19 protein-coding genes and 3 pseudogenes are annotated in these 23,287 nt (G+C 68.9%); 14 read left to right on the top strand and 8 right to left on the bottom strand.

The window, feature by feature from the left end:
- Positions 1 to 125: 125 nt before the first annotated feature.
- From OG972_RS47835 to OG972_RS47820, 4 genes are all read left to right on the top strand, one after another.
- Positions 126 to 1,166, top strand: coding sequence for a substrate-binding domain-containing protein (locus OG972_RS47835; RefSeq protein ID WP_266993335.1), 1,041 nt, complete (start codon positions 126 to 128; stop codon positions 1,164 to 1,166).
- A gap of 133 nt (positions 1,167 to 1,299) precedes the next feature.
- Complete coding sequence (locus tag OG972_RS47830; protein ID WP_266993333.1) at positions 1,300 to 2,889, top strand: sugar ABC transporter ATP-binding protein; 1,590 nt, start codon at positions 1,300 to 1,302, stop codon at positions 2,887 to 2,889.
- Positions 2,886 to 3,917: an ABC transporter permease gene (locus OG972_RS47825; protein ID WP_266993331.1), complete on the top strand. Its 1,032-nt coding sequence runs from the start codon at positions 2,886 to 2,888 to the stop codon at positions 3,915 to 3,917. The genes OG972_RS47830 and OG972_RS47825 overlap by 4 nt, the downstream gene beginning before the upstream one ends.
- Before the next feature lie 132 nt (positions 3,918 to 4,049).
- Positions 4,050 to 7,778: a glycoside hydrolase family 2 TIM barrel-domain containing protein gene (locus OG972_RS47820; RefSeq protein WP_266993329.1), complete on the top strand. Its 3,729-nt coding sequence runs from the start codon at positions 4,050 to 4,052 to the stop codon at positions 7,776 to 7,778.
- 14 nt (positions 7,779 to 7,792) lie between these two features.
- On the opposite strand, the gene OG972_RS47815 is transcribed toward OG972_RS47820, so the two are convergent.
- Positions 7,793 to 8,488 carry a FadR/GntR family transcriptional regulator gene (locus OG972_RS47815; protein WP_266993327.1) on the bottom strand — a complete coding sequence of 232 codons (696 nt, stop codon included), beginning with the start codon at positions 8,486 to 8,488 and terminating at the stop codon, positions 7,793 to 7,795.
- 141 nt (positions 8,489 to 8,629) lie between these two features.
- On the opposite strand from OG972_RS47815, the gene OG972_RS47810 reads away from it, so the two are divergent.
- From OG972_RS47810 to OG972_RS47795, 4 genes are all read left to right on the top strand, one after another.
- Positions 8,630 to 10,345, top strand: coding sequence for an IlvD/Edd family dehydratase (locus tag OG972_RS47810; RefSeq protein WP_266993325.1), 1,716 nt, complete (start codon positions 8,630 to 8,632; stop codon positions 10,343 to 10,345).
- On the top strand, positions 10,345 to 11,298 hold the full coding sequence (locus OG972_RS47805; RefSeq protein WP_266993323.1) for a dihydrodipicolinate synthase family protein: 954 nt from the start codon (positions 10,345 to 10,347) through the stop codon (positions 11,296 to 11,298). The genes OG972_RS47810 and OG972_RS47805 overlap by 1 nt, the downstream gene beginning before the upstream one ends.
- Entirely contained in the window at positions 11,295 to 12,050 is a 756-nt protein-coding gene (locus OG972_RS47800; RefSeq protein WP_266993321.1) for a glucose 1-dehydrogenase, read from the top strand. The genes OG972_RS47805 and OG972_RS47800 overlap by 4 nt, the downstream gene beginning before the upstream one ends.
- A 170-nt stretch (positions 12,051 to 12,220) precedes the next feature.
- Entirely contained in the window at positions 12,221 to 12,571 is a 351-nt protein-coding gene (locus OG972_RS47795; RefSeq protein WP_266993319.1) for a tyrosine-type recombinase/integrase, read from the top strand.
- A 367-nt stretch (positions 12,572 to 12,938) separates the two neighbouring features.
- On the opposite strand, the pseudogene OG972_RS47790 reads toward OG972_RS47795, so the two are convergent.
- Positions 12,939 to 13,238, bottom strand: a pseudogene (locus OG972_RS47790) (transposase); the annotation flags it as partial.
- A gap of 82 nt (positions 13,239 to 13,320) precedes the next feature.
- On the opposite strand from OG972_RS47790, the gene OG972_RS47785 reads away from it, so the two are divergent.
- Entirely contained in the window at positions 13,321 to 14,040 is a 720-nt protein-coding gene (locus OG972_RS47785; protein ID WP_266993317.1) for an IS6 family transposase, read from the top strand.
- A 170-nt stretch (positions 14,041 to 14,210) separates the two neighbouring features.
- Positions 14,211 to 14,435, top strand: a complete 225-nt coding sequence (locus tag OG972_RS47780) for a hypothetical protein (protein WP_266993315.1) — start codon at positions 14,211 to 14,213, stop codon at positions 14,433 to 14,435.
- A 98-nt stretch (positions 14,436 to 14,533) separates the two neighbouring features.
- Here OG972_RS47780 and OG972_RS47775 read toward each other — a convergent pair whose 3' ends face one another.
- Positions 14,534 to 14,860, bottom strand: coding sequence for a hypothetical protein (locus OG972_RS47775; RefSeq protein ID WP_266993313.1), 327 nt, complete (start codon positions 14,858 to 14,860; stop codon positions 14,534 to 14,536).
- An 84-nt stretch (positions 14,861 to 14,944) separates the two neighbouring features.
- Here OG972_RS47775 and OG972_RS47770 point away from each other — a divergent pair, with 84 nt between their 5' ends.
- The gene (locus OG972_RS47770; RefSeq protein WP_266993311.1) at positions 14,945 to 16,111 is read left to right on the top strand and encodes an IS630 family transposase; all 1,167 of its coding nucleotides are present in this window, start codon (positions 14,945 to 14,947) and stop codon (positions 16,109 to 16,111) included.
- 64 nt (positions 16,112 to 16,175) lie between these two features.
- Here OG972_RS47770 and OG972_RS47765 read toward each other — a convergent pair whose 3' ends face one another.
- The 3 genes and pseudogenes from OG972_RS47765 to OG972_RS47755 form a co-directional block, all read right to left on the bottom strand.
- Positions 16,176 to 16,808 (bottom strand): LysE family translocator, encoded by a 633-nt coding sequence (locus tag OG972_RS47765; protein WP_266993694.1) that lies wholly within the window; start codon positions 16,806 to 16,808, stop codon positions 16,176 to 16,178.
- 60 nt (positions 16,809 to 16,868) lie between these two features.
- Positions 16,869 to 18,524, bottom strand: a complete 1,656-nt coding sequence (locus OG972_RS47760; RefSeq protein ID WP_266991537.1) for an IS1182 family transposase — start codon at positions 18,522 to 18,524, stop codon at positions 16,869 to 16,871.
- A gap of 107 nt (positions 18,525 to 18,631) precedes the next feature.
- A pseudogene (locus tag OG972_RS47755) lies at positions 18,632 to 19,830 on the bottom strand (RNA-guided endonuclease InsQ/TnpB family protein).
- Between the two features lie 51 nt (positions 19,831 to 19,881).
- On the opposite strand from OG972_RS47755, the gene tnpA reads away from it, so the two are divergent.
- The gene (gene tnpA, locus OG972_RS47750) at positions 19,882 to 20,310 is read left to right on the top strand and encodes an IS200/IS605 family transposase (protein ID WP_266988239.1); all 429 of its coding nucleotides are present in this window, start codon (positions 19,882 to 19,884) and stop codon (positions 20,308 to 20,310) included.
- Between the two features lie 325 nt (positions 20,311 to 20,635).
- Here the strand turns inward: tnpA and OG972_RS47745 are convergent.
- Both OG972_RS47745 and OG972_RS47740 read right to left on the bottom strand, forming a co-directional pair.
- A pseudogene (locus OG972_RS47745) lies at positions 20,636 to 21,088 on the bottom strand (transposase family protein); the annotation flags it as partial.
- A gap of 109 nt (positions 21,089 to 21,197) precedes the next feature.
- Positions 21,198 to 21,731: a GrpB family protein gene (locus OG972_RS47740; RefSeq protein WP_266993309.1), complete on the bottom strand. Its 534-nt coding sequence runs from the start codon at positions 21,729 to 21,731 to the stop codon at positions 21,198 to 21,200.
- A 102-nt stretch (positions 21,732 to 21,833) separates the two neighbouring features.
- On the opposite strand from OG972_RS47740, the gene OG972_RS47735 reads away from it, so the two are divergent.
- Both OG972_RS47735 and OG972_RS47730 read left to right on the top strand, forming a co-directional pair.
- Positions 21,834 to 22,025: a hypothetical protein gene (locus OG972_RS47735; RefSeq protein WP_266993307.1), complete on the top strand. Its 192-nt coding sequence runs from the start codon at positions 21,834 to 21,836 to the stop codon at positions 22,023 to 22,025.
- A 462-nt stretch (positions 22,026 to 22,487) separates the two neighbouring features.
- Positions 22,488 to 22,916 (top strand): organic hydroperoxide resistance protein, encoded by a 429-nt coding sequence (locus OG972_RS47730; RefSeq protein ID WP_266993305.1) that lies wholly within the window; start codon positions 22,488 to 22,490, stop codon positions 22,914 to 22,916.
- Positions 22,917 to 23,287: the final 371 nt, after the last annotated feature.

Raw genomic sequence — 23,287 nt, 5'->3', positions numbered from 1 at the left:
GTGAACCCCCGTACTCGGCGCGTGTCCTGGCCACCGAGCGCTCGTCGTGCCGCAACGGCACCGGCGTCCCACCTCGGCCGTACGACACCTTCTGCCTTACCTTCGCCGTACCCCTGGAGCCGACAATGCCCGCCTTGCCGTACCGCCGTACCTCCGCCGCCCTTGGCCTGCTGCTGACCCTGAGTGCGGCCATGGCCTGCTCGTCCGGGAAGGACGACGTCAAGGGCGACGACGTCGCCAAGGTCGACGGCAAGATCAGCCTCACGTATCTGCAGAAGCAGGGCGACCAGGAGTACTTCATCGGCGAGGCCGCCGGGGCCAAGGCCAAGGCCAAGGAGCTGGGCATCGACCTCAAGGTGGTCAATCTCGGCAATGACGCCAACAAGACGGTCAGCGAGGTGCAGTCGGCCATCGCCCAGAAGACCAACGGCGTCATCATCGTGGTTCCGGACCCGGCCGTCGGACCCCAGGTCGTGCAGGCCGCCAGGAATGCCAATGTCGCCCTGCTGACCTCCGACGACCAGATCTGCGCCATCGGCCCCGACCCCGCCTCCTGTGCCGCCAAGGACCTGATCCCGCGGGCCGGCTTCAGCGGTCAGCAGATGGGCACCGAGGTCGGCAAGCGGGCCGCCGAGGGGTTCAAGAAGGCGGGCTACGCGGCGGCAGACACCCGGGTGATCTCCGCCTGGAAGCAGGACGTCACGGTCTGCGGTGACCGCGTGAAGAGCGCCCAGAAGGCGTTCGACTCGGCCGTCCCCGGTGTGAAGACGATCAACGTCGCCACCGACAACACCTCGACCGGCGCCCAGGACAAGGTGGCCGCGACCGTCACCGCCAACCCGAAGGTCAAGCACTGGGTGGTCTGGGGCTGCAACGACGAGAACGTGATGGGCGGCGTCACCGCGCTGCAGAACGCCGGCATCAAGCCCGCGGACATCGACGGCGTCGGCCTCGGCGCCTACCTGGCGTGCAAGGAATGGCAGACCGACAAGCCGTCCGGGATGAAGGCGGCCCTGTTCATCAACGGCAAGGACGTCGGCGCGCTGGCCGTCCAGCAGATGTACGACAAGCTCAAGAACGGCAAGGACTTCCCCAAGGAGTCCTTCGCCCCCACCACGATGGTCGACCACACGTCCTGGAAGTCCGCGGGCCTGACCTGCAGCTGACGGGGGCCGCGCACTGCGGCGGGCACCTCGCCCGCCGCAGCCTCCGCCGGACACCGGCCCTCTGCCCCGGCCCTCCGGCTCCGTGATCCCTTGCAGCCGCCGACCCGCACAACGCCTTCGAGGTGAGCCCGTCATGAAACCAGTCCCACCGTCCCGCACCGGTGCGGGGCCGTCCAGCCCGAGCAGTCCGGCCGGCGCCGAAGCCGTCGCCGTCGAGGGCCTGACCAAACGCTTCGGGGCCGTGCAGGCGCTGCACGGTGTCGGCCTCGCCTTTCCCGCGGGCCAGGTCACCGCGCTGATGGGGGAGAACGGCGCCGGCAAGTCCACGCTGCTGAAGATCCTCACCGGCGACCACCAGCCCACCGAGGGCGGCGTACGGATCGGCGGCGAACCCGTCTCGTTCGCCTCCCCCGCCGACGCCCGCGCCGCCGGCATCAGGATCATCCCGCAGGAACCGGAGATCATCCCGCACATCTCGGTCGCCGAGAACGTCTACGCGGGCGCACTCCCCCGTACCCGCGGCCGCCTCCTGGACCGGGCCGGACTGCGCCGCCGGGTCGAGGCGGACCTGGAGCGGCTCGGCTTCGCCGACGTCCTCGACCCCGGGCTTCTCGGCTCACGGCTCACCCCCGCACAGCGGCAGCTGGTCGAGATCATGCGCGCGCTGACCGGCGCCCCCGACGCCCGGCTGATCGCCTTCGACGAACCCACCTCGTCGCTCTCCGACGGAGAGGTGGAGGCGCTGTTCACCCTCATCCGCAGGCTGCGCGACCAGGGCATCGCCGTCGTCTACGTGTCCCACCGGATGCAAGAGATCTTCCGCCTTGCCGACCGCATCGCGGTGCTGCGCGACGGCGAACTCGTCGGTGTGCAGCAGTCGAGCAGCACGACCGAGGGCGACCTGGTGCGGATGATGGTCGGCCGCGACCTGTCGGCCATGTTCGTGCGGCAGCGGGTCGCCACCGACCGTCTCGTACTCGACGTCAAGAACCTCACCACGGACGACGTACGGGGCGTCAGCCTCCAGGTCCACGCGGGCGAGGTCGTCGGGCTGGCCGGGCTGATCGGCGCGGGCCGCTCCGAACTCGCCCTTGCCCTCGCCGGTGATCTGCCGGTACGCGGCGGCAGTGTCACCCTGGACGGCGCCCCGCTGCCCTCGGGCAACCCGTCCGCCGTCATCCGGGCCGGCCTCGGACTGGCCCCGGAGGAACGTAAGGCCCAGGCCCTGTTCCTGCAGCAGTCCATACGGGAGAACATCTCCCTCGTCGTCCTCGGACGGCTGCGCCGCTTCCGCTTCGTCCGGCGGGCCGCGGAGCGCGACCTGGCCCGGGAGTACATGCAACGGCTGCGCGTCCGGGCGCCCTCGTTCGACCACGAGGTCCGCAAGCTCTCCGGCGGCAACCAGCAGAAGGTGGTCCTCGCGCGCTGGCTCGCGCGCAAGCCGAAGGTGCTGATCCTCGACGAGCCCACCCGCGGTATAGACGTCGGAGCGAAGGCGGAGATCTACCGGATCATCGCCGGGCTGGCCGCGGACGGGGTCGCGGTCCTGGTGATCTCCTCCGAACTCCCCGAACTCCTCGGCCTCGCCGACCGGGTGGTGGTCATGCAGAGCGGCCGTATCACCGGCGAACTGAGCCACCACGAAGCCACCGAAGAATCCGTCCTCGCCCTTGCCATGGCCGACGACATCGCCGGACCCAGCGCCTCTGGAGCCTCCTCATGACCAGCACCACCACTCCCCCGAGCACCGACGTGAAGGCCGGGGAACCGCAGCCGCCCCGTCGCGGCCGGATCGCCCTCCTCGGCGGCCAGAACCTCAGCCTCATCGGCGCCCTCGCCGCCGTCCTGGTGCTGTTCGGCCTCCTCAACGACAACTACCTCAGCTGGTCCAACCTGCAGGTGATCGCCGAGGCAGCCACGCTCACCGGCCTTCTCGCCATCGTGCAGACCGTGGTGATCATCTGTGCCGGACTGGACATCTCCGTCGGTTCGCAGGCGGGTGTCGCCTCCGTCGTCAGCGCCATGGTGTTCACCAGCACCGGCTCGAACGCCTTCCTCGGCCTGGCCGCGGCCATCGGCGTCGGCCTGCTGATCGGTCTCCTCAACGGCGCCGTCATCGTCTACGGCCGGGTCAACCCGACCATCGCCACCCTGGCCGGCCTGGCCGCGTACAAGGGTCTCGCGCAGTTGCTCTCCGACGGCCGCGCCCAGGGCTACGTCCTCAACAACGACCTGTTCGTCTTCCTCGGCCGCGGCAAGATCGCCGGGCTGCCGGTGATGGTCTGGATCCTGATCGCCGTCGCGCTCGCCGTGCATCTGCTGCTCCAGTACACCGACATCGGCCGCAATCTGTACGCGGTCGGCGGCAACGACACCGCCGCCCGGCTCGCGGGCATCAAGATCAACAAGTATTTGATCGCCGTGTACGCCCTGATCGGTGTGGTCGCCGCGGTCGCCGGCATTCTGCTGACCGCCCGTACCGGATCCGGCCAGCCGGTCTCCGGCAGCGAAGGCCTGGAGCTGAAGGCCATCACCGCCGCCGCCCTCGGTGGCGCGGCACTCAAGGGCGGCAAGGGCAGCATCGGCGGGACCCTGCTGGCCGTCGCCCTCCTTGGCTGCCTGGAGAACGGGCTCACCGTCCAGGGCATCAACACCTTCTGGCAGAACGTCGCCCAGGGCGCCCTGCTGGTCGCCGCCGTCGTCATCCAGCAGCGCCGCAGCGGCGAGCGCGCCGTCGGCCTGCCGCACTGACACCGAGAACGCCCGTCCGCACCCCGCCGAACGGCGAGGGCGCAGGCCCGAACCGCACCGTGCACAGGGCTTGCCCCGCCCCACGACCGTCCCATATATCTGCTTAGCAGCCTAGTTGCCAAGGAGTGCTCAGTGATCTTCCCCCGCCCCCGGACCTCCCCCAGCACCTCCCCCGACACCTCAGCAGTGCCCGACGGCCTGTCCCGTCGCAGTGCCCTGAAAAGCCTGGTCGCCGCCGGCGTCCTTGTCGCCGCGGGCAATGTCTTCCTCGCCGCCCCGGCCGGCGCCGCCACCGCCCCGCCGGTGATCCCGCCGCTGCCCGACGGCGTCACCGGTGTCGGCCGCCCGCAGATCCCGGTCACCACCGGCTGGCGCTGGACCGCCCAGCCGCCCGCCGAGTTCTGGAAGCCCGGCACCGACACGGCAGGCTGGAACGCGGTCGAGGTGCCGGCCGAACCGGCGATGCAGGGGCACGACGTCCCCTCGAACACCGAGTGCGCCTACGTGACCACGGTCGCGGTGCCCGCGGACTTCAAGGGGCGGCGCGTGATGCTCCGCTTCGACGGCGTCTACAGCTACGCCCGCCTCTGGGTCAACGGCACCGCAGTGCGCACCCACGACGGCGGATTCACCACCTGGTACGCCGACATCACCGACCTGGTCACCCCTGGCAAAGACGCCCTGGTGGCCGTCGGGGTCACCGACCGCCCTGACACCATCGCCGGTCAGTCCAACTACGCGCACCACCTCATCGGCGGCATTCTGCGTGACGTCACCCTGGTCGCCCTGCCCGCCTCGCACCTGACCCGGCTGCACACGGACACCACCTTCGACGCCGCCTACCGCAACGCCACCTTGACGGTGACCGCTGCGGCGGCCTTCAACGGCAGCGACAGCGGCACGGTGCGGCTCACTCTCGCCGACCCGGACGGCAAGAGCGTGCCGCTCCAGCCCTCCACCGTGTCGCTCTCCCCCACCACGCCGCAGGACCAGGCGGTCATCGCGGTCAAGAACCCGCGCAAGTGGGACGCCGAGCACCCGAACCTCTACACCCTGACCGCGACGTTCACTGCTGGCGGCGTCACCCAGACCGTCACCCGCCGGGTCGGCTTCCGCGAGGTGAAGCACGTCGGCAACCAGCTGATGGTGAACGGCGCCCCGGTGCACCTCCTCGGCGTCTGCCACCACAGCATCAGCCCCACCGCGGGCCGCAGCACCACCCCGGCTCTGGAGGAGCAGGCCCTGCGGCTCTACAAAGAGGCCAACTGCAACTTCATCCGTACCTCGCACTACCCGCCGACCCCGGCGATGCTCGACCTGGCCGACCGCATCGGCCTGTACGTCGAAGTCGAGGCGCCCGTCTGCTTCCAGCAGAAGACCGTCGACAACCCGGCCTACACCGACCAGTACATGTCGCAGTTCGCCGAGATGATCGAGCGGGACCGCAGCCACTCCTGCGTGATCGAGTGGTCCGTGGGCAACGAGAGCGGAATGGGACGCAACTTCGCCTCGGAGAATGTCTACGCCCACGAGAACGAGCCCTCCCGGCCCACGGTCTTCGAGGACCAGGGGCAGAGCAACGGCGGCAACCAGACCGACATCTACAGCGGGCACTACCCGAACCTCTCCACCGCCAACGGCAACGCCTCCCAGCCCATCCAGTACGGCGAGTTCGCCCATGTCCCCTGCTACAACACTGGCACTCTGAAGGCCGACCCGGGCGCCCGGGACTTCTGGGGCCTGAGCATCGCCAAGCTGGCCGAGAAGTTCCGCACCACCTCGGGCGTCGTCGGCGGTGCCATCTGGGCGGCCATCGACGAGGTCTTCCCGCTCACCGGCGGCCCCGTCGGCTACGGGGAGTGGGGGGTCATCGATCTGTGGCGCCGCCCCAAGCCGGAGCACTGGCTGACCAAGAAGGCGTACTCACCGGTCCGGATCGCGGACGGGGTGCTCACCGGCCTCACGCCCGGCACCGCGGTCAAGGTGCCGGTGAAGAACTGGTACGACCACACCAACCTCCGCGAACTCACCATCACCTGGGAGATCAACGGCAGGTTCGGCACGCTCAGCGGCGTCCACGTCCCGCCCCGGAGCAGCGGCACCCTCACGGTCCCGGCGGGCGCCTGGGCGGCCGGAGACACCCTGCGGCTGACCTTCAAGCACGGCACGGCCCTGGTCGACGACTACCGGCTCTGGCTCAACACCCGTAAGGCACCCGCCGTCCCGGCACCCGGCGGCACCACGCCGAAGATCGAGGAGACGTCCGACCGCATCGTGGTCACCGGCGTCGACAGCAAGTTCAGTGTGGTCTTCGACAAGCGGACCGCGCGGCTGGTGGAAGCGGTGGCGAACGGCACCCAGGTCCTCACCGGCGGACCCGACCTCGTCCTGTCCCGTGCGGTACCCGGCGCCTGGACCGGCACCGAGGCAAAGGCGGAGACCAAGGGCAGCCAGGCCGTGGTCACCCTCACCGGACGCTTCGGCGCCGTCAACACCACACTGGAAATCGCCGTGGACGGACGGGGGTTGCTCACCACCACGTACACGCTGAGCAATCCGCCGTCCGGCCAGCTCAGCGACGTCGGCGTCCGGTACACGGTCGCCGCGGACACCGACACCCTCGACTGGGACCGGGACGGCCAGTGGACCGTCTACCCCGACGACCACATCGGACGCACGGCCGGCACCGCCGGACGCGGCCGGGCCTCCGGCACCGACGGCTACCGCAAGCGCCCCGAGTGGCCGTGGGCGCAGGACACCCACAGCTACTTCCTGTTCGGCAAGGACTCGGCCGCGCACTGGACCAACGACTTCCGCAGCACCAAGCTGCACGTACGGCTCGCCTCGGCCACCGCCGGCAAGGACGGCCCCGGTGTGCGCGCCGAGTCGGACGGCAGCCACTCGGTGCGGATGGCCCCCGTCGAGCCCGACCTGATCGACGACGCCTCCGGCCGGATCATCTACACCGGTGACTGGACCCACGCCGACGCCGACGACGGATACACCGCGGGCGACCTGTTCGGCACCGAGTCCTTCTCCAAGGCCGCCGGCGCCAAGGCCGAACTGACCTTCACCGGCACTGGGGTCGGGCTCTACTCCGCCAAGGGCGACAACCTCGGTATCGTCAAGATCTCCATCGACGGCACCCAGGCCGCGCTGGTCGACCTGTACGGACCGGGCAAGACCCCCGCCCAGCTGGTCTTCCGGAGCGACTCCCTGGCCTACGGCGAGCACAAGGTCACCGTCGAGTACACCGGAACGAAGAACAGCGCCGCGTCCGACACGTACGCGCTCATCGACGGCTTCCGGGTGGTGAGTTCGGTCGTCGACGACGCCTCGTCCCGGTTCGTGTACTCCGGTTCCTGGACGCATGCGGACGCGTCCGCGGGGCGGACCAGCGGCGACATCGGCCGTACCGAGTCCTTCAGCAAGACCGCGGGCGACACCGCGACGCTCACCTTCCGGGGCACCGGGGTGCGGGTGATCTGCCCGAAGGGTCTCAACGAGGGCATCGCCGAGATCTCCGTCGACGGCGGGCAGGCCACCGAGATCGATCTGTACGCCGAGCAGAAGCAGTTCCAGCAGAAGGTGTTCGAGCGCACCGGCCTCAGCGACGGACTGCACACCGTGACGGTACGTGTCACCGGCCGCAAGAACGCGTCCGCCACTGACGCCTACGTTCCGGTCGACGCCGTTGAGGTGATCGCCGACGACCCGTACGCCAACAGCGAGACCGGAGTGGGCATGATCGTCAGTGCCCGCGTCAACTACCCCGATCTCGCCTGGGGCAACTACGTCGACCCCGCGATCACCCTCCAGCCCGGCTGGAGCGGTACCGCCCGGATCCGGCTGCTGCCCTGACGATGCCGAACGGTTCACAGGCCGAGGTCAAGACCGGTCTCCGCAAGGTGCTCGGTCATGGCCTCGGCCGCCCGCCCCGGATCGCCCTTGGCGATGGCGTCCAGAATGCGCTGATGCGCCTCCACAGTCGCCTCCTGGGCGGCGCCACGGCGGGCACGGCCGCGGTAGCTGGCCCGGCGCTCCTCGAGCAGCACACCATGCATCGCGGTGAGGAGGAAGGTCAGCAGCCCGGAACCCGCCAGGTCCGCGATCGCCTGATGGAAGGAGAGGTCGGCGGTGATGAACGCCTCCGGTTCGCCGTTCGCGGCACGCATCGCCGCCAGCGCCTCTTGCGTCGCGGCGACGCTGCCGAGCCCGTCGGCAACGCGCCGGGCGGCCCGCCGGGCCAGCTCCGTCTCGATCATGCTCCGGGTCTCCAGCAGGTCCTGGCGGTCCAACGAGGCCTGGCTGAGCCGGAAGGTGAGGATCTGTTCAAGAACCACGGGCGAGGGAGTGGCGACCCGGGCGCGCTTGCCCTGGCTGGAGATCAGGACGCCACGGGCCATCAGCGTGCGGATCGCCTCGCGGACGACCAGCCGGTTGACGCCGTAGCGCTCGGCCATCTCCCCTTCGGCCGGGATCTCGTCCCCGGCCCGCAGCCCGCGCTCCGCGATCTCCTCGATGATTGCCTGAGCCACCTGGTGACTCAGCGTCGTACGCCCGATTGTCATGTTGTCACTGTCTCATTCGCCGACCACGACCTGATCTTGTCCCTGCACAACCACGGGAACATGCTTGTCAGCATAGCTGCCAAGCATCAACCACTGGATGCGGGCCGGACGGAAGTGGCCGCATATACCAAGGAGAACGTCATGGACAAGCTGCGGAGCGCCACCTGGTGGGAAGCACCCGGCAAGTCAGGGTTCATCGCCCGCCATCACATGCGCCAACTGGGCCTCACCGCAGAGCAGTTGCGCGACCGGCCGGTGGTGGGCATCTGTAACAGCTGGTCCGAACTGACGCCCTGCAACGCCCACTTGCGCACCCTCGCCGAGTCCGTGCGCCGCGGAATCACCGCGGCCGGAGGGCTGGCGCTGGAGTTCCCCACCATGTCCATCGGGGAACCGCTGATGCGGCCGACGTCCATGCTGTTCCGCAATCTGATGAGCATGGACGTCGAGGAGACGATACGGGCGAACCCGCTGGACGCCGTCGTACTGCTGGGCGGCTGCGACAAGACCCTGCCCGCCCAGATCATGGGCGCCGTCAGCGTCGACCTGCCGGCCATCGCCCTCTCCGGCGGCCCGATGCTCTCCGGCCGTTTCCGCGGCCATACCGTCGGCTCCGGCACCGACATCTGGCGGATGAGCGAGGACCTACGCGCGGGCCGCGTCAGCCAGGAGGACTTCGACGAGTTCGAGGGCTGCCTGGCCCGTTCCGCCGGCCACTGCATGACCATGGGCACCGCCTCCACCATGTCCGGACTCGCCGAAGCGCTGGGCCTGTCCCTGCCCGGCGCCGCCGCCCTCCCCGCGGTGGACGCGCGGCGCGCGCAGCTCGCCGAGCAGACCGGCGCCCGCGCGGTGGAGCTGGCGCGCGAGGGCCTGCGCCCCTCGGACCTGCTCACCGAAGCGGCCTTCGGCAACGCTGTCGTCACCAACGCCGCCATCGGCGGTTCCACCAACGCCGTACTGCACCTGCTTGCCATAGCCGGCCGCGCCGGACTGCCCATCGCCCTCGCCGACTTCGACGAGATAGGGAGCCAAGTCCCGCTGCTCGCCGACCTGATGCCGAGCGGGCGGTTCCTGATGGAGGACTTCGCCTACGCGGGCGGCATGCCGGCCCTGATGGCAGAACTCGGCGACCTGCTGGACACCGAAGTGCTGACCGTCACCGGACGCACCCTCGGCGAGAACCTCAAGGGCGCGCAGGTGTGGAACCGCGAAGTGATCCGCCCGCTGACCGACCCGGTCCAGCCCGCGGGCAGCGGCACCGCCGTACTGCGCGGCAATCTGGCCCCGGACGGAGCGGTCGTCAAGCAGTCCGCGGCCTCGCCCGAACTGCTGCGCCACCGGGGCCCGGCCCTGGTCTTCGACTCCATCGAGGAGTACGTACGCGCCGCCGACGACCCGGACCTCGCGGTCACCGCCGACAGCGTGCTCGTCGTACGCAACCTCGGCCCGCGCGGCTACCCCGGCATGCCGGAACTCGGCAACCTCCCCCTCCCGGCCAAGCTGCTCGCCGAGGGCGTCACCGACATGGTCCGCGTCTCCGACGCCCGGATGAGCGGCACCGCCTACGGCACCGTAGTCCTGCACGTGGCCCCCGAAGCGGCCGCGGGCGGCCCACTCGCCCTGGTCCGCACCGGTGACACCGTGGAACTCGACGTCCCCGCACGCACCCTCCGGCTCGACGTGCCCGACGAGGAACTGGCCGCCCGCCGGAACGCCTGGACCCCACCGTCCCCGCCCCAGGAGCGCGGCTGGGTCCGCCTCTACACCGACCATGTGCAGCAGGCCGACCGGGGCGCGGATCTCGACTTCCTCGTCGGCGGCTCCGGCGACCGCCCCGCGAAGGCGCCGTTCTGATGGGCAGGCCGAACCCTCCGGCACGGGACCGGCTGCGCGGGGTCGTCCCCGTACTGGAAGTCCCGTTCACCGCCGACGGCGCCCTGGACCTGGACGGCTTCGACCGTGTCGTGACGCATGTGGCGGGGACGGGCGTCAGCGCGGTGATGTTCCCCGGCTTCGCCAGCGAATTCCACAAGCTCAGCGACTACGAGCGGGAAACACTGACGTACCGCCTGCTCGACCGGTCCGCCGACTTCCCCGACCTGGACGTCGTGGTCTCCGTACCCGACCACGCCACCCGACTCGCCGTCACCCGGTCCGTCGCCGCGGTGAGGGCGGGAGCGGGCGCGATCAACCTACTGCCGCCGCACTTCCTCGGACCGAGCGCCGAGCAGGTCCACCGCCATGTGACCGCCGTCCTCGAAGCGGTGGCTCCCACCCCCGTGATCCTCCAGTACGCCCCCGCCCAGACCGGTTCATCCTTCTCACCGGACGGTCTGCGCGCCCTGGCAGCCGCCCACCCCAACCTGGCCGCGGTCAAGATCGAGACCCCGCTTCCGGGCCGCCTCGCCGAGTCGCTCGCCGCCGGGACCCCCGCCCTGCGATCCTTCATCGGCTACGCCGGACTGCAACTCGCCGACGCACTGCGCCGGGGAGTCGCCGGTGTCCAGCCGGGCTGCTCGTTCACGGAGATCTACCAGCGCACCTGGCACCTGTGGCACAGCGGCGAGCAGGAGGCCGCGCTGGCTCTGCACCACCGCCTGGTCCCCTACCTCGCCTACTGGATGCAGGAGGTGGAACTGATCATCGCCGTGGAGAAGCTGATCTCCGTCCGCCGCGGCATCATCGACCACCCCCACTGCCGCTACCCGGCCCGTCTCCTCGACCCCGCGGAAACCGCCATGGTCGACCGGTTCCTGACCGAATTCGGCGACATCCTCAACCCCACCCTGAACGGAGAAACTCCATGATCGACCTGTCCCTGGACGTAGTCCTGGTCACGGGGGCCGCCCGCGGCATCGGCGCCGCGGTGGCCGAACAGGTGGCGGCCGCCGGGGCGCGCGTCGGCCTGCTCGACATCGACGCCGACGGCGTCCGGGACGAAGCCTCCCACATCGGCCCCGCCGCAGCCTGGGCCGTCTGCGACATCACCGACGAAGAGCAGGTCGCCACCGCCGTCTCCGCACTCGCCGACCAACTCGGCCCCGCCACCGGACTGGTCAACAACGCCGGCCGCAACGCCTACGCCGACCCGGTCGCCATGACCACCGACGAGTGGAACATGGTCTTCGACGTCGACCTCAAGGGCGCCTGGCTGATGGCCCGCGCGACGCTCCCCGCGATGAAAGCCGCCGGCCGCGGCTCCATCGTGAACATCGCCTCCATGCACGCCGCCCTCACCTGCCCCAACATGTTCCCCTACGCCGCCGCCAAGTCCGGCCTGGTAGGCCTCACCCGAAGCCTCGCCCTGGAAACCGGCCCCCACCAGATCCGCGTCAACGCCGTAAGCCCCGGCTACATCGAAACCGCACTACTCGCCGAGTACTTCGACCACGAACCCCCTGCCACCCGCCGCCAAGCCCTGGACAAGCACATCCTGGGCCGCCTCGGCACCCCCGGACAGGTCGCCACGGTCGTCACTTTCCTGCTCTCCGACGCCGCAGCCTTCGTCACCGGCGCGGACTGGGCAGTAGACGGTGGAGTCTCCGCCCGCTTCGCCTGACCACCCCAGCCCGCCTCAACGGCCCCACTCCAGGCCATGCTCCTTCACGTACGTCGATCTTCCGGTTGTAGGCGCATGAAGGCAGGGCCTCCTGGTAGCTCGGTGGGTGCGACCCCATTCCGAGCGGTTCCCGGAGGCCCTGTTGCCGTTGTGGTACGCGCCCGAGCCGGTTGCCTTCATCTCCCCCGCCGTGTCGTGCGATTGCCGCGAAGCACGACCGGCTGTTCGTGGTGTTGCGCGGGCCGACCCGGGGCTGGCCACTGTCCGCCGACGGCCTGGACGAGATCCTCGACGGTGTCCGAAGACGAACCGGACTGCCGAAGTTGAAGTGCCATCAGCTACGGCACACCTGCCGGACCCGGCTGCGGGAGGCGGGCATGGCCCTGGAAGCGGTACAGGCCCAGGCCGGACACCGCTCCGTCGAATCGACCCGGATCTACATCCACCTGGCCAACACCTGGCTCGTCGAGCAGTACCTGCAGGCGAGTGCCGCCATCGACGCCGACCGCGCGGAGTCCTGATGACGCCGGGCCCGCGCCGCGGCTCTGCCGATCGTGCGCCCGGGCTTGGTCGAGTTCTACCTCGCCCACCGGGCCGCGCAGGGCATGAACACCGACCACAAGGTCCGCTGGGGAGCCCGCACTCTGCTCGCCGCAGGCCCGACCTGACCGACTTCTGCCGCCTGCCGCTGAAACGCCAGCTCGCCTTCAACCACGAAACCCACCGGTTCATCAGCTGGCTCTCGGTCACCGGCCGTCTGCAACCCTGTACGATCTTGGTGGCTAATTCCAACGATTCTGCCGCGAGGCGGAGTTGGAGTCTGGCTAGGTGGCTGTGGCTGCCGCGGTCGAGGGGGCGGCCGTTCCACCAGGCTGCGAGTCGGATGAGGTTGAGGGCGGTGGCGCTGGTGGTGTGGTCGAGGTGGGTCTTCGCGAGGCCGCGGTAGCGGGCTCGGCGTAGGCCGGTGGTGTGGGTGGCCTGGCGGATGGCGCCCTCGACCCCGGCGCGGAGGGCATAGTCACGCTGCCAGGTTCCGTTCTGTTGCTGGGCGCGGGCGGTGTGGATGGCCTCGGTGAGCTCACGGGGGTAGAGGCTGAGTCGGCGGCCCTTTCGTGAGCTGGTGCACTGCTCCTTGGTCGGACAGGGGATGCAGTCCAGGGCGGCGAAGGCGACGACGGTCTTGGCCACGCCTTCCTGGACGAGGCACTGTCACGTTGGCTGACCGGGTGGGATGATCTTCGTGTTGATCACGCTGGGGAGGGGATCGCTGGTGTCGTCTGTGCTGCCGTCGTACAGGGGTCACCGGTACCTGGTCGAGGTGATCTCGCACTGCGTGTGGCTGTACTTCCGTTTCCCTCTGTCCTACCGCGAGGTCGAAGAGCTGATGCTCCAGCGCGGCGTCATCATCTCCTACGAGACGGTGCGGCGGTGGTGTCTGAAGTTCGGACAGGCCTACGCCGCCGGACTGCGCCGCCGACAGCCACGGCCCGGCGACAAGTGGCATCTGGACGAGGTCTTCATCAAGATCAACGGGGTGCAGAAGTACCTGTGGCGGGCCGTCGACCAGGACGGCAACGTCCTCGACATCCTCGTCCAGAACCGCCGCGACAAGGCCGCGGCCAGGCGGTTCTTCCGCCGTCTGATGAAGAAGACCCGGGCGGTGCCGAGGGTGATCGTCACCGACAAGCTGCGTTCCTACGGCGCGGCCCACCGCGAAATCATGCCCTCGGTGGAGCACCGCTCCCACAAGGGACTGAACAACCGGACCGAGAACCCCCACCAGCCGACGAGGCAACGCGAACGCGCGATGAAGGGCTTCCGCTCCGTCGGTGGAGCGCAGCGGTTCCTGTCCGCGTTCAGCGGCATCTCACCCCACTTCCGCACCCGGCGACATCTCCGCACCGCCGCCGAACACCGCTTCGAAATGACCTTCCGCTTCACCCTCTGGGACCACGTCACCGAGAACATCGGCCTGACTACCGCGGCTTAAACGGGCACCGAAACCACACCTCAGCACGCCCCGAAGCTCCATCGACCGGTCACCGCGCCATCAACGTGACAACGCCCAACACCGAGTTCCTGCTGCAGTGTTGACTTACCGGGCAAAGGTGATCACCATACGCTTGGACCAGCATCATCCTGCGATGACACAGGGCCATCATGGCAGTTGAACCACGACACGATGTGCGTCGGCTGCGTGTACGTCTGCGCGGCTACCTCCTCGCCGTGCTGATCAGCGCCGGGTGGGCGGTCATAGGTCACTGGTGGGTGGCTGAACCGTGGTCAGCGAGCATAGAGACCATGCTCTTCTTACTTGCGGCAGCCGTGCTCTACAGCGAGATCCGCGCCTGGCGACTCCGTCGCATCCACCGTATGCCCGATTGAGCGGAAATCAACGGGTAGCAGCAGTGAGTGTCTAAGTGGTCGGCTCCGGAAGTCCTTCGGGGGTTGACTGCGGAGTCGGTGTCGTGTCCGGGGTTTGGTCAGATGTCCGGGGTGGAGAGGTAGAGGCCGCAGGCGCAGTCCAGGGCGTCCTCGGGGGTGCCGACGAAGCTGCCGGTGGGCAGGATGGTGTCCTCGTACCTGTCGGTGCTGGCGAGGTAGAGGGCGAAACCCCAGGTGGTGGCGTATCCGCCGTAGCGCAGGCGCATGAGCTTGATGCTTTCGCCGCCTGTCAGTTCGCCGTCCACGTAGGCGAACTGGCCGCGGTGGCGGACGTGCACGGCGGCCAGCTGGGGCCAGGCCGTGCGGGCTCGCGCGGTGAGCTTCTGGGCGAGGGAGGACTTGGTCGACTCCGGCGGGGTGGGCATGGGGTCATCCTGCCTGGTCGCTGTCTCAGGTGTTGCGGCAGGATCCAGCCGGAAGATCCACTTCTGCTGATCGGCCTGCCTGCCTTGCCCGTTGCCGCCGCCTGCCCGATATCGCTGACCGCGTCGCAAAGGCGCCGGCTGAAGAAGATGGCCTACGGCCACAAGACTCCCCACCAGGCCCGGATGCGCGCGCACGTTGTGCTTCACGCCGCGCGGGGCCGCTCCAACGCGCGCATTGCCCGGGAGACGGGCCTGCACCTGGACACCGTGCGCACCTGGCGGGGCCGGTTCGCCGGGGAAGGCCTGCCCGGGCTGGCCGACCGCAAACGGTCCGGCCGGCCGCAGGCGTTCACCGCCCTGCAGGCCGTCCAGGTCAAGGCGCTGGCCTGCCAGTTACCCGCCGAGACCGGCACCCCGCTGTCACGCTGGTCGTGCCCGGCACTGGCCCGCGAGGCCGTCGAGCGGGGCATCGCCGAAACGGTGTCCGCGTCCACCGTGCGCCGCTGGCTCGCCCAGGACACGCTCAAGCCCTGGCAGCACCGCTCCTGGATCTTCATCACCGACCCCGACTTCCGGCCCAAGGCCGCCCGCGTGCTGGACCTGTACGCCCACACCTGGCAGGGCGTCCCGCTCGGCAAAGACGAATACGTCATCTCCGCCGACGAGAAGACCTCCATCCAGGCCCGCTGTCGCTGCCATCCCACCCTGGCCCCCGGACAGGCCCGCGCCATGCGCGTCAACCACACCTACGGCCGCGGCGGCGCCCTGGCCTACCTGGCCGCCTACGACGTCCACCACGCGAAGGTGTTCGGCCGCACCGAACCGCGCACCGGCATCGACCCCTTCATGAACCTGGTCACCCAGGTCATGAGCCAAGAACCCTACGCCAGCGCCAAGCGGGTGTTCTGGATCGTGGACAACGGATCCTCCCACCGCGGCCACAAAGCGGCCGACCGGCTGACCGCCGCGTTTCCAAACGCCGTGCTGGTGCACACCCCGGTCCACGCCTCCTGGTTGAACCAGGTGGAGATCTACTTCTCCGTGGTCCAGCGCAAGGTCGTCGCGCCCAACGACTTCACCACCCTGACCCAGGTCGGAGACCGGCTCCGAGCCTTCGAAGACCGCTACAACGCCACAGCACAGCCGTTCCAGTGGAAGTTCACCACCTCCGACCTGGACGATCTACTGGCCAGACTCGACCGGCACACCACCGATCACCAGGAAGAATCCTCCGCCCGACCAACAGCATGATCAACCCCCGAAGGACTTCCGGAGCCGACCGCTAAGCGGGTCGCTGACCCTGCCAGTCGGAGCGTCAGTTACTGAGGGCCAATCTGATACCGAAGATACCGATGACGGTGCCGGTGATTCGGTCAAGCAGGCGGCGAGCCTGGGGCGTGCGGAGCCAGCCGTGCAGGATGCGAGCGAAGCCGATGAGGACGGCGGACCAGAGCAGACCGATGAGGATGTGCACGGTGGTGAGCAGGAGGCCCATGGTGAAGTGGCCGGTGCCTGGGGGGATGAACTGGGGCAGGACAGCGACGTAGAAGGCGCCCATTTTCGGGTTCAGGAGGTTGGTGAGCGTTCCCTGCCGCCAGCCGCCGCCGACCGAGTCCGCGCCGGCGGCCAGAACGGAATCGTCCATGTCTGGCGCAGGCAGACCTCGGAAGGTGTCCCGGAGCATGCGCGCCCCCATCCAGATCAGGTAGGCGGCGCCGATCCAGCGCAACGCGGTGTAGGCGAGGTGAGAGGCCGTGAGAAGCGCGGTCACTCCGAGGGAGGTGAACGCACCCCACACCAGGGTGCCGGTCTGGATTCCGAGGACGACGCCCCAGGCTCTCCTACGCCGGCCAAGGGCCGACGTGCGCAAGATCAGCGCCGTGTCGAGGCCAGGAGTCAGAGTGAGGAGCCCTACAACTAGGGCGAAGGACCACAGGGCTGTGCTTATTGCCGTGACTCCTCCCCCTCGTGAACGACTCCGTTGGGAAATCCGCGAATCGGCTGACGGTCAGGCGGTCAGGTCAAGTGCGGCGAGATGTGTGGTTCTGGTCTTGCCGATGGGTGTGTCGTCGAGCCAGGCGTCGAGGCGGATGATGTTGATCGCCGTGGCGGCGAGGACGTTGCCGAGGTGAGTCTTGGGCAGGCCGGTGTAGCGGGTCCGGCGGATGCCGGTGCGCCGCACTGCCTGGGAGATCGTGCCCTCCACGCCGGCGCGGATGTTGTAACGCTGCTGCCACTCGTCGGTCAGCTGCTCGCGGCGCCGCGCTTCCAGCGCCTCCTGCTGGTCTTGGGGGAGCAGGGTCAGGCTGCGGCCCCATTTGCCGTTCGCTGCCTTGGTGCACTTCTCGCGCACGGGGCAGTTCCCGCAGTCCTGGGCGGTGAAGTGCACCCGCGCGATGGGAGTTCCGCTGCTTTTTCGCTGGTCGGACCAGCTGGCGCTGATCTTGCCCTGGGGGCAGGTGACCTTCTTGGTCTGCCAGTCGATCGTGAAGGCGCTCTGCGTGAAGTGCTCGCCTTCGTGGTTCTCGTGGCAGGTGTCCAGTCCGACCGGCCCCACCAGCTCGATCCCGTACTCGTCCCGGGCGGTGACGATGTGCGCGGCGGTGACATAGCCGGCGTCCACGTCGTGCTCGCCTGGAAGTAACTTCCGTGCGGCCAGGCCTTGGTGGACCACGTCGGTCAGCTCGGTGTCGGCGACCGTCGCATCCGTGGTCACCACGTGGGTGATCAGATGTGGGACATCGGGTTCGCAGGTCTCGCTCAGGTGCGTCTTGTAGCCGCACCAGCCCGATCCCCGCTTCACGCCGTAGCGGGCGTCCGGGTCGTAGGGCGAGGACAGTCGGCGTCTGCCCGGCGGGAGGTCCTTGCCCTCCCGCCAGTGCACCCCCTCGCCATCACGGTGGTACTGCTCGACCCAGGCCCGGCGCAGGACCTGGACGGCGGGGATCTCCCGCAGCCAGTCCGGAGAGCCGGGAGCGAAGGCGGCCTCAAGGATCGTGAAGCCGTCACGGCCTACCTGTTCGGCCCACTCCTGGCGCACGTTCTCCCCCTTGGGGAAGCGGTAGGAGTCGATCCGGGCGCCGTATCGTCTGACCCAGTTTTCGGTGACCAGCGCGGACAGCCACTGCGGGGCCGCCGCTGACAGGGCCTCCAGCGCAGCCCGCAGGGTCTCGCCCACGAACTCCATCCGGTTCAACGTCCGCACCGCCGCGAGCACGTGGGTGGAGTCGGTCCGCTGACGGCCCCCCGCGCGCAGCAGCCCGAGCCCGGAGATGCGCTCAAGGATCAGGTCCAGGACCTTCTCCTCCAGACCGTGCTCGAGCAGCCGGGCACGGAAGTCGCAAAGGACGGAGAAGTCGAACCCCGGGTCGTCCAGCTCAAGACCGAGGAGGAACTTCCAGTCCATCCGGGCCCGGACCTGGTCAGCGGCCTGCCGGTCGGTGAGCCCCTCGGCATACTGCAGCACCGACACCAGCGCCAATGCCCCAGGCGAGACCGCCGGCCGCCCCCGTCCGGGGAACGCCTCGGCGAAGGACTCGTCCTCGAACAGCGGACCGAGCGCCTCACGAACACGGACCGCAAGCGTCCCCTTCGGGAACGAAGCCCGCACCACCCGCGCAGTCAGCTCCGGCACTCCACGATCAGCCCGCGGCTCCAGCGACATCCAGCCCCACCCTCGATCGGCGAACAGGCCGATCATGGCAGCCCGGCACACTCGGCATCACCGGTTTACGGATTTCCCAACGGAGTCGTGAACGAGGGGGCTTCTCGCTATGCCGGTGCGGCTTCGCGACGGACCAGCCCGGCCCGTAGAACGTTCAGGGCGCCCACCGTGTCCGCGTGCGCGCTGTGGTCGCACGAGACGCAGTGGAACTTCTCCTGTGTGGGCCGGTTCTCCGCTGCGACGTGCCCGCATTCGGGGCAGGTCCGGGAGGTGTTGCGGGGGTCCACAGCGATCACGTCTCGTCCGGCACTTTCAGCCTTGGCGTGCAGGATCGTCAGGAACACCCCCCATCCGGCATCCGAGATCGAGTGGTTGAGTCCGGCCTTTGCGGCGGCCCTGTTGGGCAGGAAGCTGCCCGGCCGGTCGGGGTCGGGCCTCGGTGCGGGGGCCTTGACCATGTTGCGGATCTTAAGGTCTTCGTGCGCGATGAAGTCGTGTTCGCGGACCAGGCCCCACGCGGTCTTGTGTGCATGATCGAGGCGCTGACGGCGGACCTTTCGGTGCAGGTCCGCAACCTTCTGGACGGCCTTCTTACGCCGGTTGCTGCGGCGCTTGCACCGAGCGACAGCCTGCTGTGCCGCTTCGAGCTTCGCGGCGGCCTTCCGCCCGTGCCGGGGTTCTCGATGAACTCGCCGCCCGAGTCGGCAAGGAAGTTGGCTATGCCCATGTCGATGCCGACCACAGAGCCGGTCGCGGGAAGCGGCTTAGGCGCGGTCTGCTCGGCGGTCAGGATCACGTACCAGCGCTTGCCCTCACGCTTGAGGGACACGGTCTTGACCTTGCCGACCACCGGCCGGTGCTGGTTGACCTTGACGTGCCCGACACCTTGGAAGCGGACGCGGGTGACCGGGTCGTGCAAAGTGGAGTCCCAGCGGCAGCCGTCCCCGTCCTTGGGGAAGTCGACCGTGTCGAACCAGTTCACGCCACGGAAGCGCGGGTAGCCCGGCGTTTCCCCCGCCTTGACGCGGCGGAAGAACGCGGCGAATGCCTTGCCGAGACGGCGAAGCGTCGCCTGCTGGGAGGAGAAGGACCACCGGCCCTGACGCTCCGGGTCGTGCACCCGGATCTCCTTGAGCTGCGCGGACTGCATCCCGTACTTGATGCTCGTCTTCGATACGTGCCGGTACGCGTCACGGCGTTCCTGCAAGGCACCGTTGTAGAGGGAGCAGTGATCGCGCAGCATCTCGCCCAGTGCGATCGTCTGGCCCACGGTGGGCCGCATAAGGAACTTGTACGCACGCATCATCCGACCCACCCCCTTCCACGTTGGCTCGCTTGATCATACTACGCTTGGCGTATGTCACCACGCTGGAAACCAAACCCCGATATCCGCACCGGACGGCACGTCACCTACACCCTCCACGCACACTTGGTGTTCGTCACCAAGTACCGGCGTGACATCTTCGATGACGCCATGCTCAAACGGTGCGAGGAGATCATGCGAGAGGTCTGCGCCAGCTTCGAGACAGAGCTACGCGAGTTCAACGGCGAGGCGGATCACGTGCACCTGTTGGTGCACTACCCGCCGAAAGTCGCCCTGTCTAAACTGATCAACTCCCTCAAGGGCGTAAGCTCCCGGTACCTGCGGGCCGAGTACACCGGCCGCATCAACCGGATCGGCATGGGGTCAGTGTTCTGGTCCCGCTCCTACTTCGCAGGATCATGCGGCGGTGCACCGCTGACCGTGATCCGCCAGTACATCGAAGGCCAGAAGCGGCCTATCTGACCGCAACGACAGAGGCGGAGCGAACTCCGGCGCTTCGCGCCTCCGGGCTTAGGACGCGTTTCCCTCCCCGGCCGAAGCCGGGGATACCCACGCAAGAACAGGGATGGAATGCCAGCCTACCCCGGCAGATCGCCTGCCTTCTTGGCGGGTCCGGTGGATCTTGCGCCGTTCAGCTTCTACTCCTAAGAGCCGGCCGACCAGGCCAGAATCCGCAAGCGGCGCGGGAAGGCTGCTGGGCGGCCGCCGACCTTACGACTTGGTACGCGATCGAGGTCGGGGCGTGCCGGCGTGCCTCACGCCAGGCATAACGCCCCGAGCCGTCGTCGATGGTCGTGGTCTTGGCGGTGTTCTGCTTCTTCTTGCCGGAGACGAACGCCTTGCGGCCGGGGTGCCCAGCCTTGGGGCGGCGGACCTGGGTCTCGGTGCCGTCGATTCTCAGTTCGACGCCTTCGGCTTCGGCATAGGCGAAGACATCGGCCAGGCTGCGCAGGCGGATGCCGGGTCGGCCGGGAACGGCGAAGCCGCGGGCGGCGAGCAGCGGGCGGATCTCGTGGATGGCGCGCGTGATGGTGGGACGGGTCACGCCGTACAGCTCGGCGAGCGCCGCGTGCGGCAGCTGCAGGCGCAGACGCAGGTAGACCACGGTGACCAGGACCCGGTCGGTGAAGACCAGTTCGTGGTCCGGCCCCGCGCCGGCTGCCCGCTTGCGTTCTCCGCCGCGGCGCTCGCGCAGTGCAGACTCGCACCGGGCCGTCCACGGAACGGCCAACTCCTCGATCGAACCCCCGAGATGTGCATCATCAAGGCCGCAGAAGGCAGGACGAGACAAGGCCGCACGGGCTCGGTAATGCGTCACAACATCACCAACCCGTGCGGTCCGCCTCGCGTCACGATGCGCCGGCGGCCCGAGCAGCGTAGGACTTCGCGGCCAGTTCCTCGGCCAGCGCGCTCTTCGCTGCTGAGTAGGCCGCCCTGCCCTCGCTGTCGGCAGGGAACCGCTGCGCCAGGTCCACCTTCAACGCGCTGTAGCGCCGGACTTCATCGGGCCGCTGACGCAGGTAATCACGGAGTAGGACGTGATCAAGGTGGGGCTTTGAGCCCGCGGCCACCCTGTACAGATGATGTTCGGGAGCCGCAGGAGGGGCCTGGAATGCCTCCCGTCCTCGAATCCCCGGATCGCCTTCGTGTCGGTAGCCCTGCGCGGCGAGCCGGGAGATCAACTCGGGTATGACTGCCTCCTCGGACACCAGGATGTCGAGGTCGATGATTGGCTTGGCGGCGCACCCGGGCACGGCCGTACTGCCGACATGCTCGATGGACACAGCCAGATCCGCGACGTGAGGTGCCAGTCGCTGCCGCAGATCCTCGAACCGCTCGGCCCATCGGGGGTTGTAGTCACTGACCACGATCATGGCAGTCATGTCGGCAGTCTCGCAGGATCGCCAGGGCCATCGCATCCCTCGGAGTCTCTGGCTATCGCGTACCGAGTCGTTATCTACGACCCGTCCGAGGACGCGCTGTTCATGATGATCAGCGACCTCAACTACTCCGACAACACCTTCGTGGTCGTCAAGTCGACGAGGACGACCCCGTCTGGTTCGCCGGTAGCCGTCCTGGACGAAGGCGGCTACGAGATCGTCCGCGCGACGCCACTGTGGCCGGGACAGCGTGAAGTGGTGGCGACCCAAGCTGCAGCCGGGCCGGAGTCCGCATAGGGGAGGACGAGCGAGGGCCGGGCATTCTGCCGCTCGGAACGTGCCGTGGTTCCGGTCGCGGACGGCTGTCGCACGCCAGGTGCGGCAGCCGTCGTACGTAATCTGCACAGGGACCCTCGTGCCTCGGGCAGCCCCTCCCGGTGCGCTGTGTGCGGTTCATCCGCGCGGTGGAATCCGAGGCGGTGCGGCACATGTGACTCGCTGCCGGCGGCAAGGCTCGGGCATGTCGCAGAAGGAGTGCGGGGGCGTGTGCGGCACGCAGGCGCGTGTGCCACGGAGGCGCTTGCGGCACGGAGCGCGCGCGACACGTGTCGGAGGCGGCCGCAAGCAGACATTAGTCACCGCCTTGACGGGTGACGTGAAAACCTGCCATGCTTACGTCACCTCCTCAGCCAGTGACGAGAAAGCGTCCTGGTCAGGGAATGACCCAAGACCTCCAGACCCAGATGGGGAGCACCAGTCATGGCAGTCACCTACACCGCCGTTGTCGACGTCGACGGAGAGGGCCGGAACGGTGGTCATGTCCGCTCCTCCGACGGCCTGCTGGACACCAGCCTCGCTCTCCCCAAGGAACTCGGCGGCTCCGGCACCGCGACCAACCCCGAGCAGCTCCTGGCCGCCGGCTGGGCCGCCTGCTTCCTCGGTGCCCTGCGTCGCGCCGCCAGCCTGCGCAAGGTCCGGCTGACCAGCACCACCATCACGGCCGAGATCACTCTCACCCACGGCGACGACGGCGAGTTCTCCCTCTCCGCGGTCCTCACCCCCGTCCTCGGCGGTGTGGACCAGGCCACGGCCGAGGAACTCGCACACGCCGCCCACCAGATCTGCCCGTACTCCAAGGCCACGCGCGACAACGTTCCCGTCACCATCAACGCCAGCGCCGCCGCCTGACCCGTTCCTCCCTCTGACCGCGGGTCCCGTGCCCCCTTCCCCCCGGCACGGGACCCGCTTCCCCTCTCCCACACACCCACACCGGCTACCGAAGAGCGAGGACGGGACATGGCTCTCACGACCCACACACACGTAGGGCGCGCCAGGCTTCCTCGGCCCGCTCCCGGCAGTGTCACCACCGTCCCCGGCGAGCCGCCGTCCAGGAGCGCGTCAGGCTCCGAAGAGCCTGCCTGGCCCACCACACAGGTGTGGAGCTGGGCGCAGAGCGTGACACTCATGGGATACGGTCCACCGCCGTCCAGTTTCCTGTGACTCACAGAACCGCGTGGGGCCACGGGCCAGGGCGGGCCCGGCACGGAATCGTGCCGGGC

This window comes from Streptomyces sp. NBC_01669, from assembly GCF_026339735.1.
Lineage (GTDB): Bacteria > Actinomycetota > Actinomycetes > Streptomycetales > Streptomycetaceae > Streptomyces > Streptomyces yanii.
Note: the sequence above shows the minus strand (reverse complement) of the source record. Positions and strands in the feature narration are given on the sequence as shown.

Bases quoted from the DNA above. Each gene is read 5' to 3' on its own strand.
- OG972_RS47825 (WP_266993331.1), top strand. From the start codon at position 2,886: ATGACCAGCACCACCACTCCCCCGAGCACCGACGTGAAGGCCGGGGAA.
- OG972_RS47775 (WP_266993313.1), bottom strand. From the start codon at position 14,860: ATGCCCACCCCGCCGGAGTCGACCAAGTCCTCCCTCGCCCAGAAGCTC.
- OG972_RS47830 (WP_266993333.1), top strand. From the start codon at position 1,300: ATGAAACCAGTCCCACCGTCCCGCACCGGTGCGGGGCCGTCCAGCCCG.
- OG972_RS47810 (WP_266993325.1), top strand. From the start codon at position 8,630: ATGGACAAGCTGCGGAGCGCCACCTGGTGGGAAGCACCCGGCAAGTCA.
- OG972_RS47805 (WP_266993323.1), top strand. From the start codon at position 10,345: ATGGGCAGGCCGAACCCTCCGGCACGGGACCGGCTGCGCGGGGTCGTC.
- OG972_RS47760 (WP_266991537.1), bottom strand. From the start codon at position 18,524: ATGTCGCTGGAGCCGCGGGCTGATCGTGGAGTGCCGGAGCTGACTGCG.
- OG972_RS47740 (WP_266993309.1), bottom strand. From the start codon at position 21,731: ATGACTGCCATGATCGTGGTCAGTGACTACAACCCCCGATGGGCCGAG.
- OG972_RS47815 (WP_266993327.1), bottom strand. From the start codon at position 8,488: ATGACAATCGGGCGTACGACGCTGAGTCACCAGGTGGCTCAGGCAATC.
- OG972_RS47730 (WP_266993305.1), top strand. From the start codon at position 22,488: ATGGCAGTCACCTACACCGCCGTTGTCGACGTCGACGGAGAGGGCCGG.
- OG972_RS47780 (WP_266993315.1), top strand. From the start codon at position 14,211: ATGGCAGTTGAACCACGACACGATGTGCGTCGGCTGCGTGTACGTCTG.
- OG972_RS47735 (WP_266993307.1), top strand. From the start codon at position 21,834: ATGATGATCAGCGACCTCAACTACTCCGACAACACCTTCGTGGTCGTC.
- OG972_RS47835 (WP_266993335.1), top strand. From the start codon at position 126: ATGCCCGCCTTGCCGTACCGCCGTACCTCCGCCGCCCTTGGCCTGCTG.
- OG972_RS47800 (WP_266993321.1), top strand. From the start codon at position 11,295: ATGATCGACCTGTCCCTGGACGTAGTCCTGGTCACGGGGGCCGCCCGC.
- tnpA (WP_266988239.1), top strand. From the start codon at position 19,882: ATGTCACCACGCTGGAAACCAAACCCCGATATCCGCACCGGACGGCAC.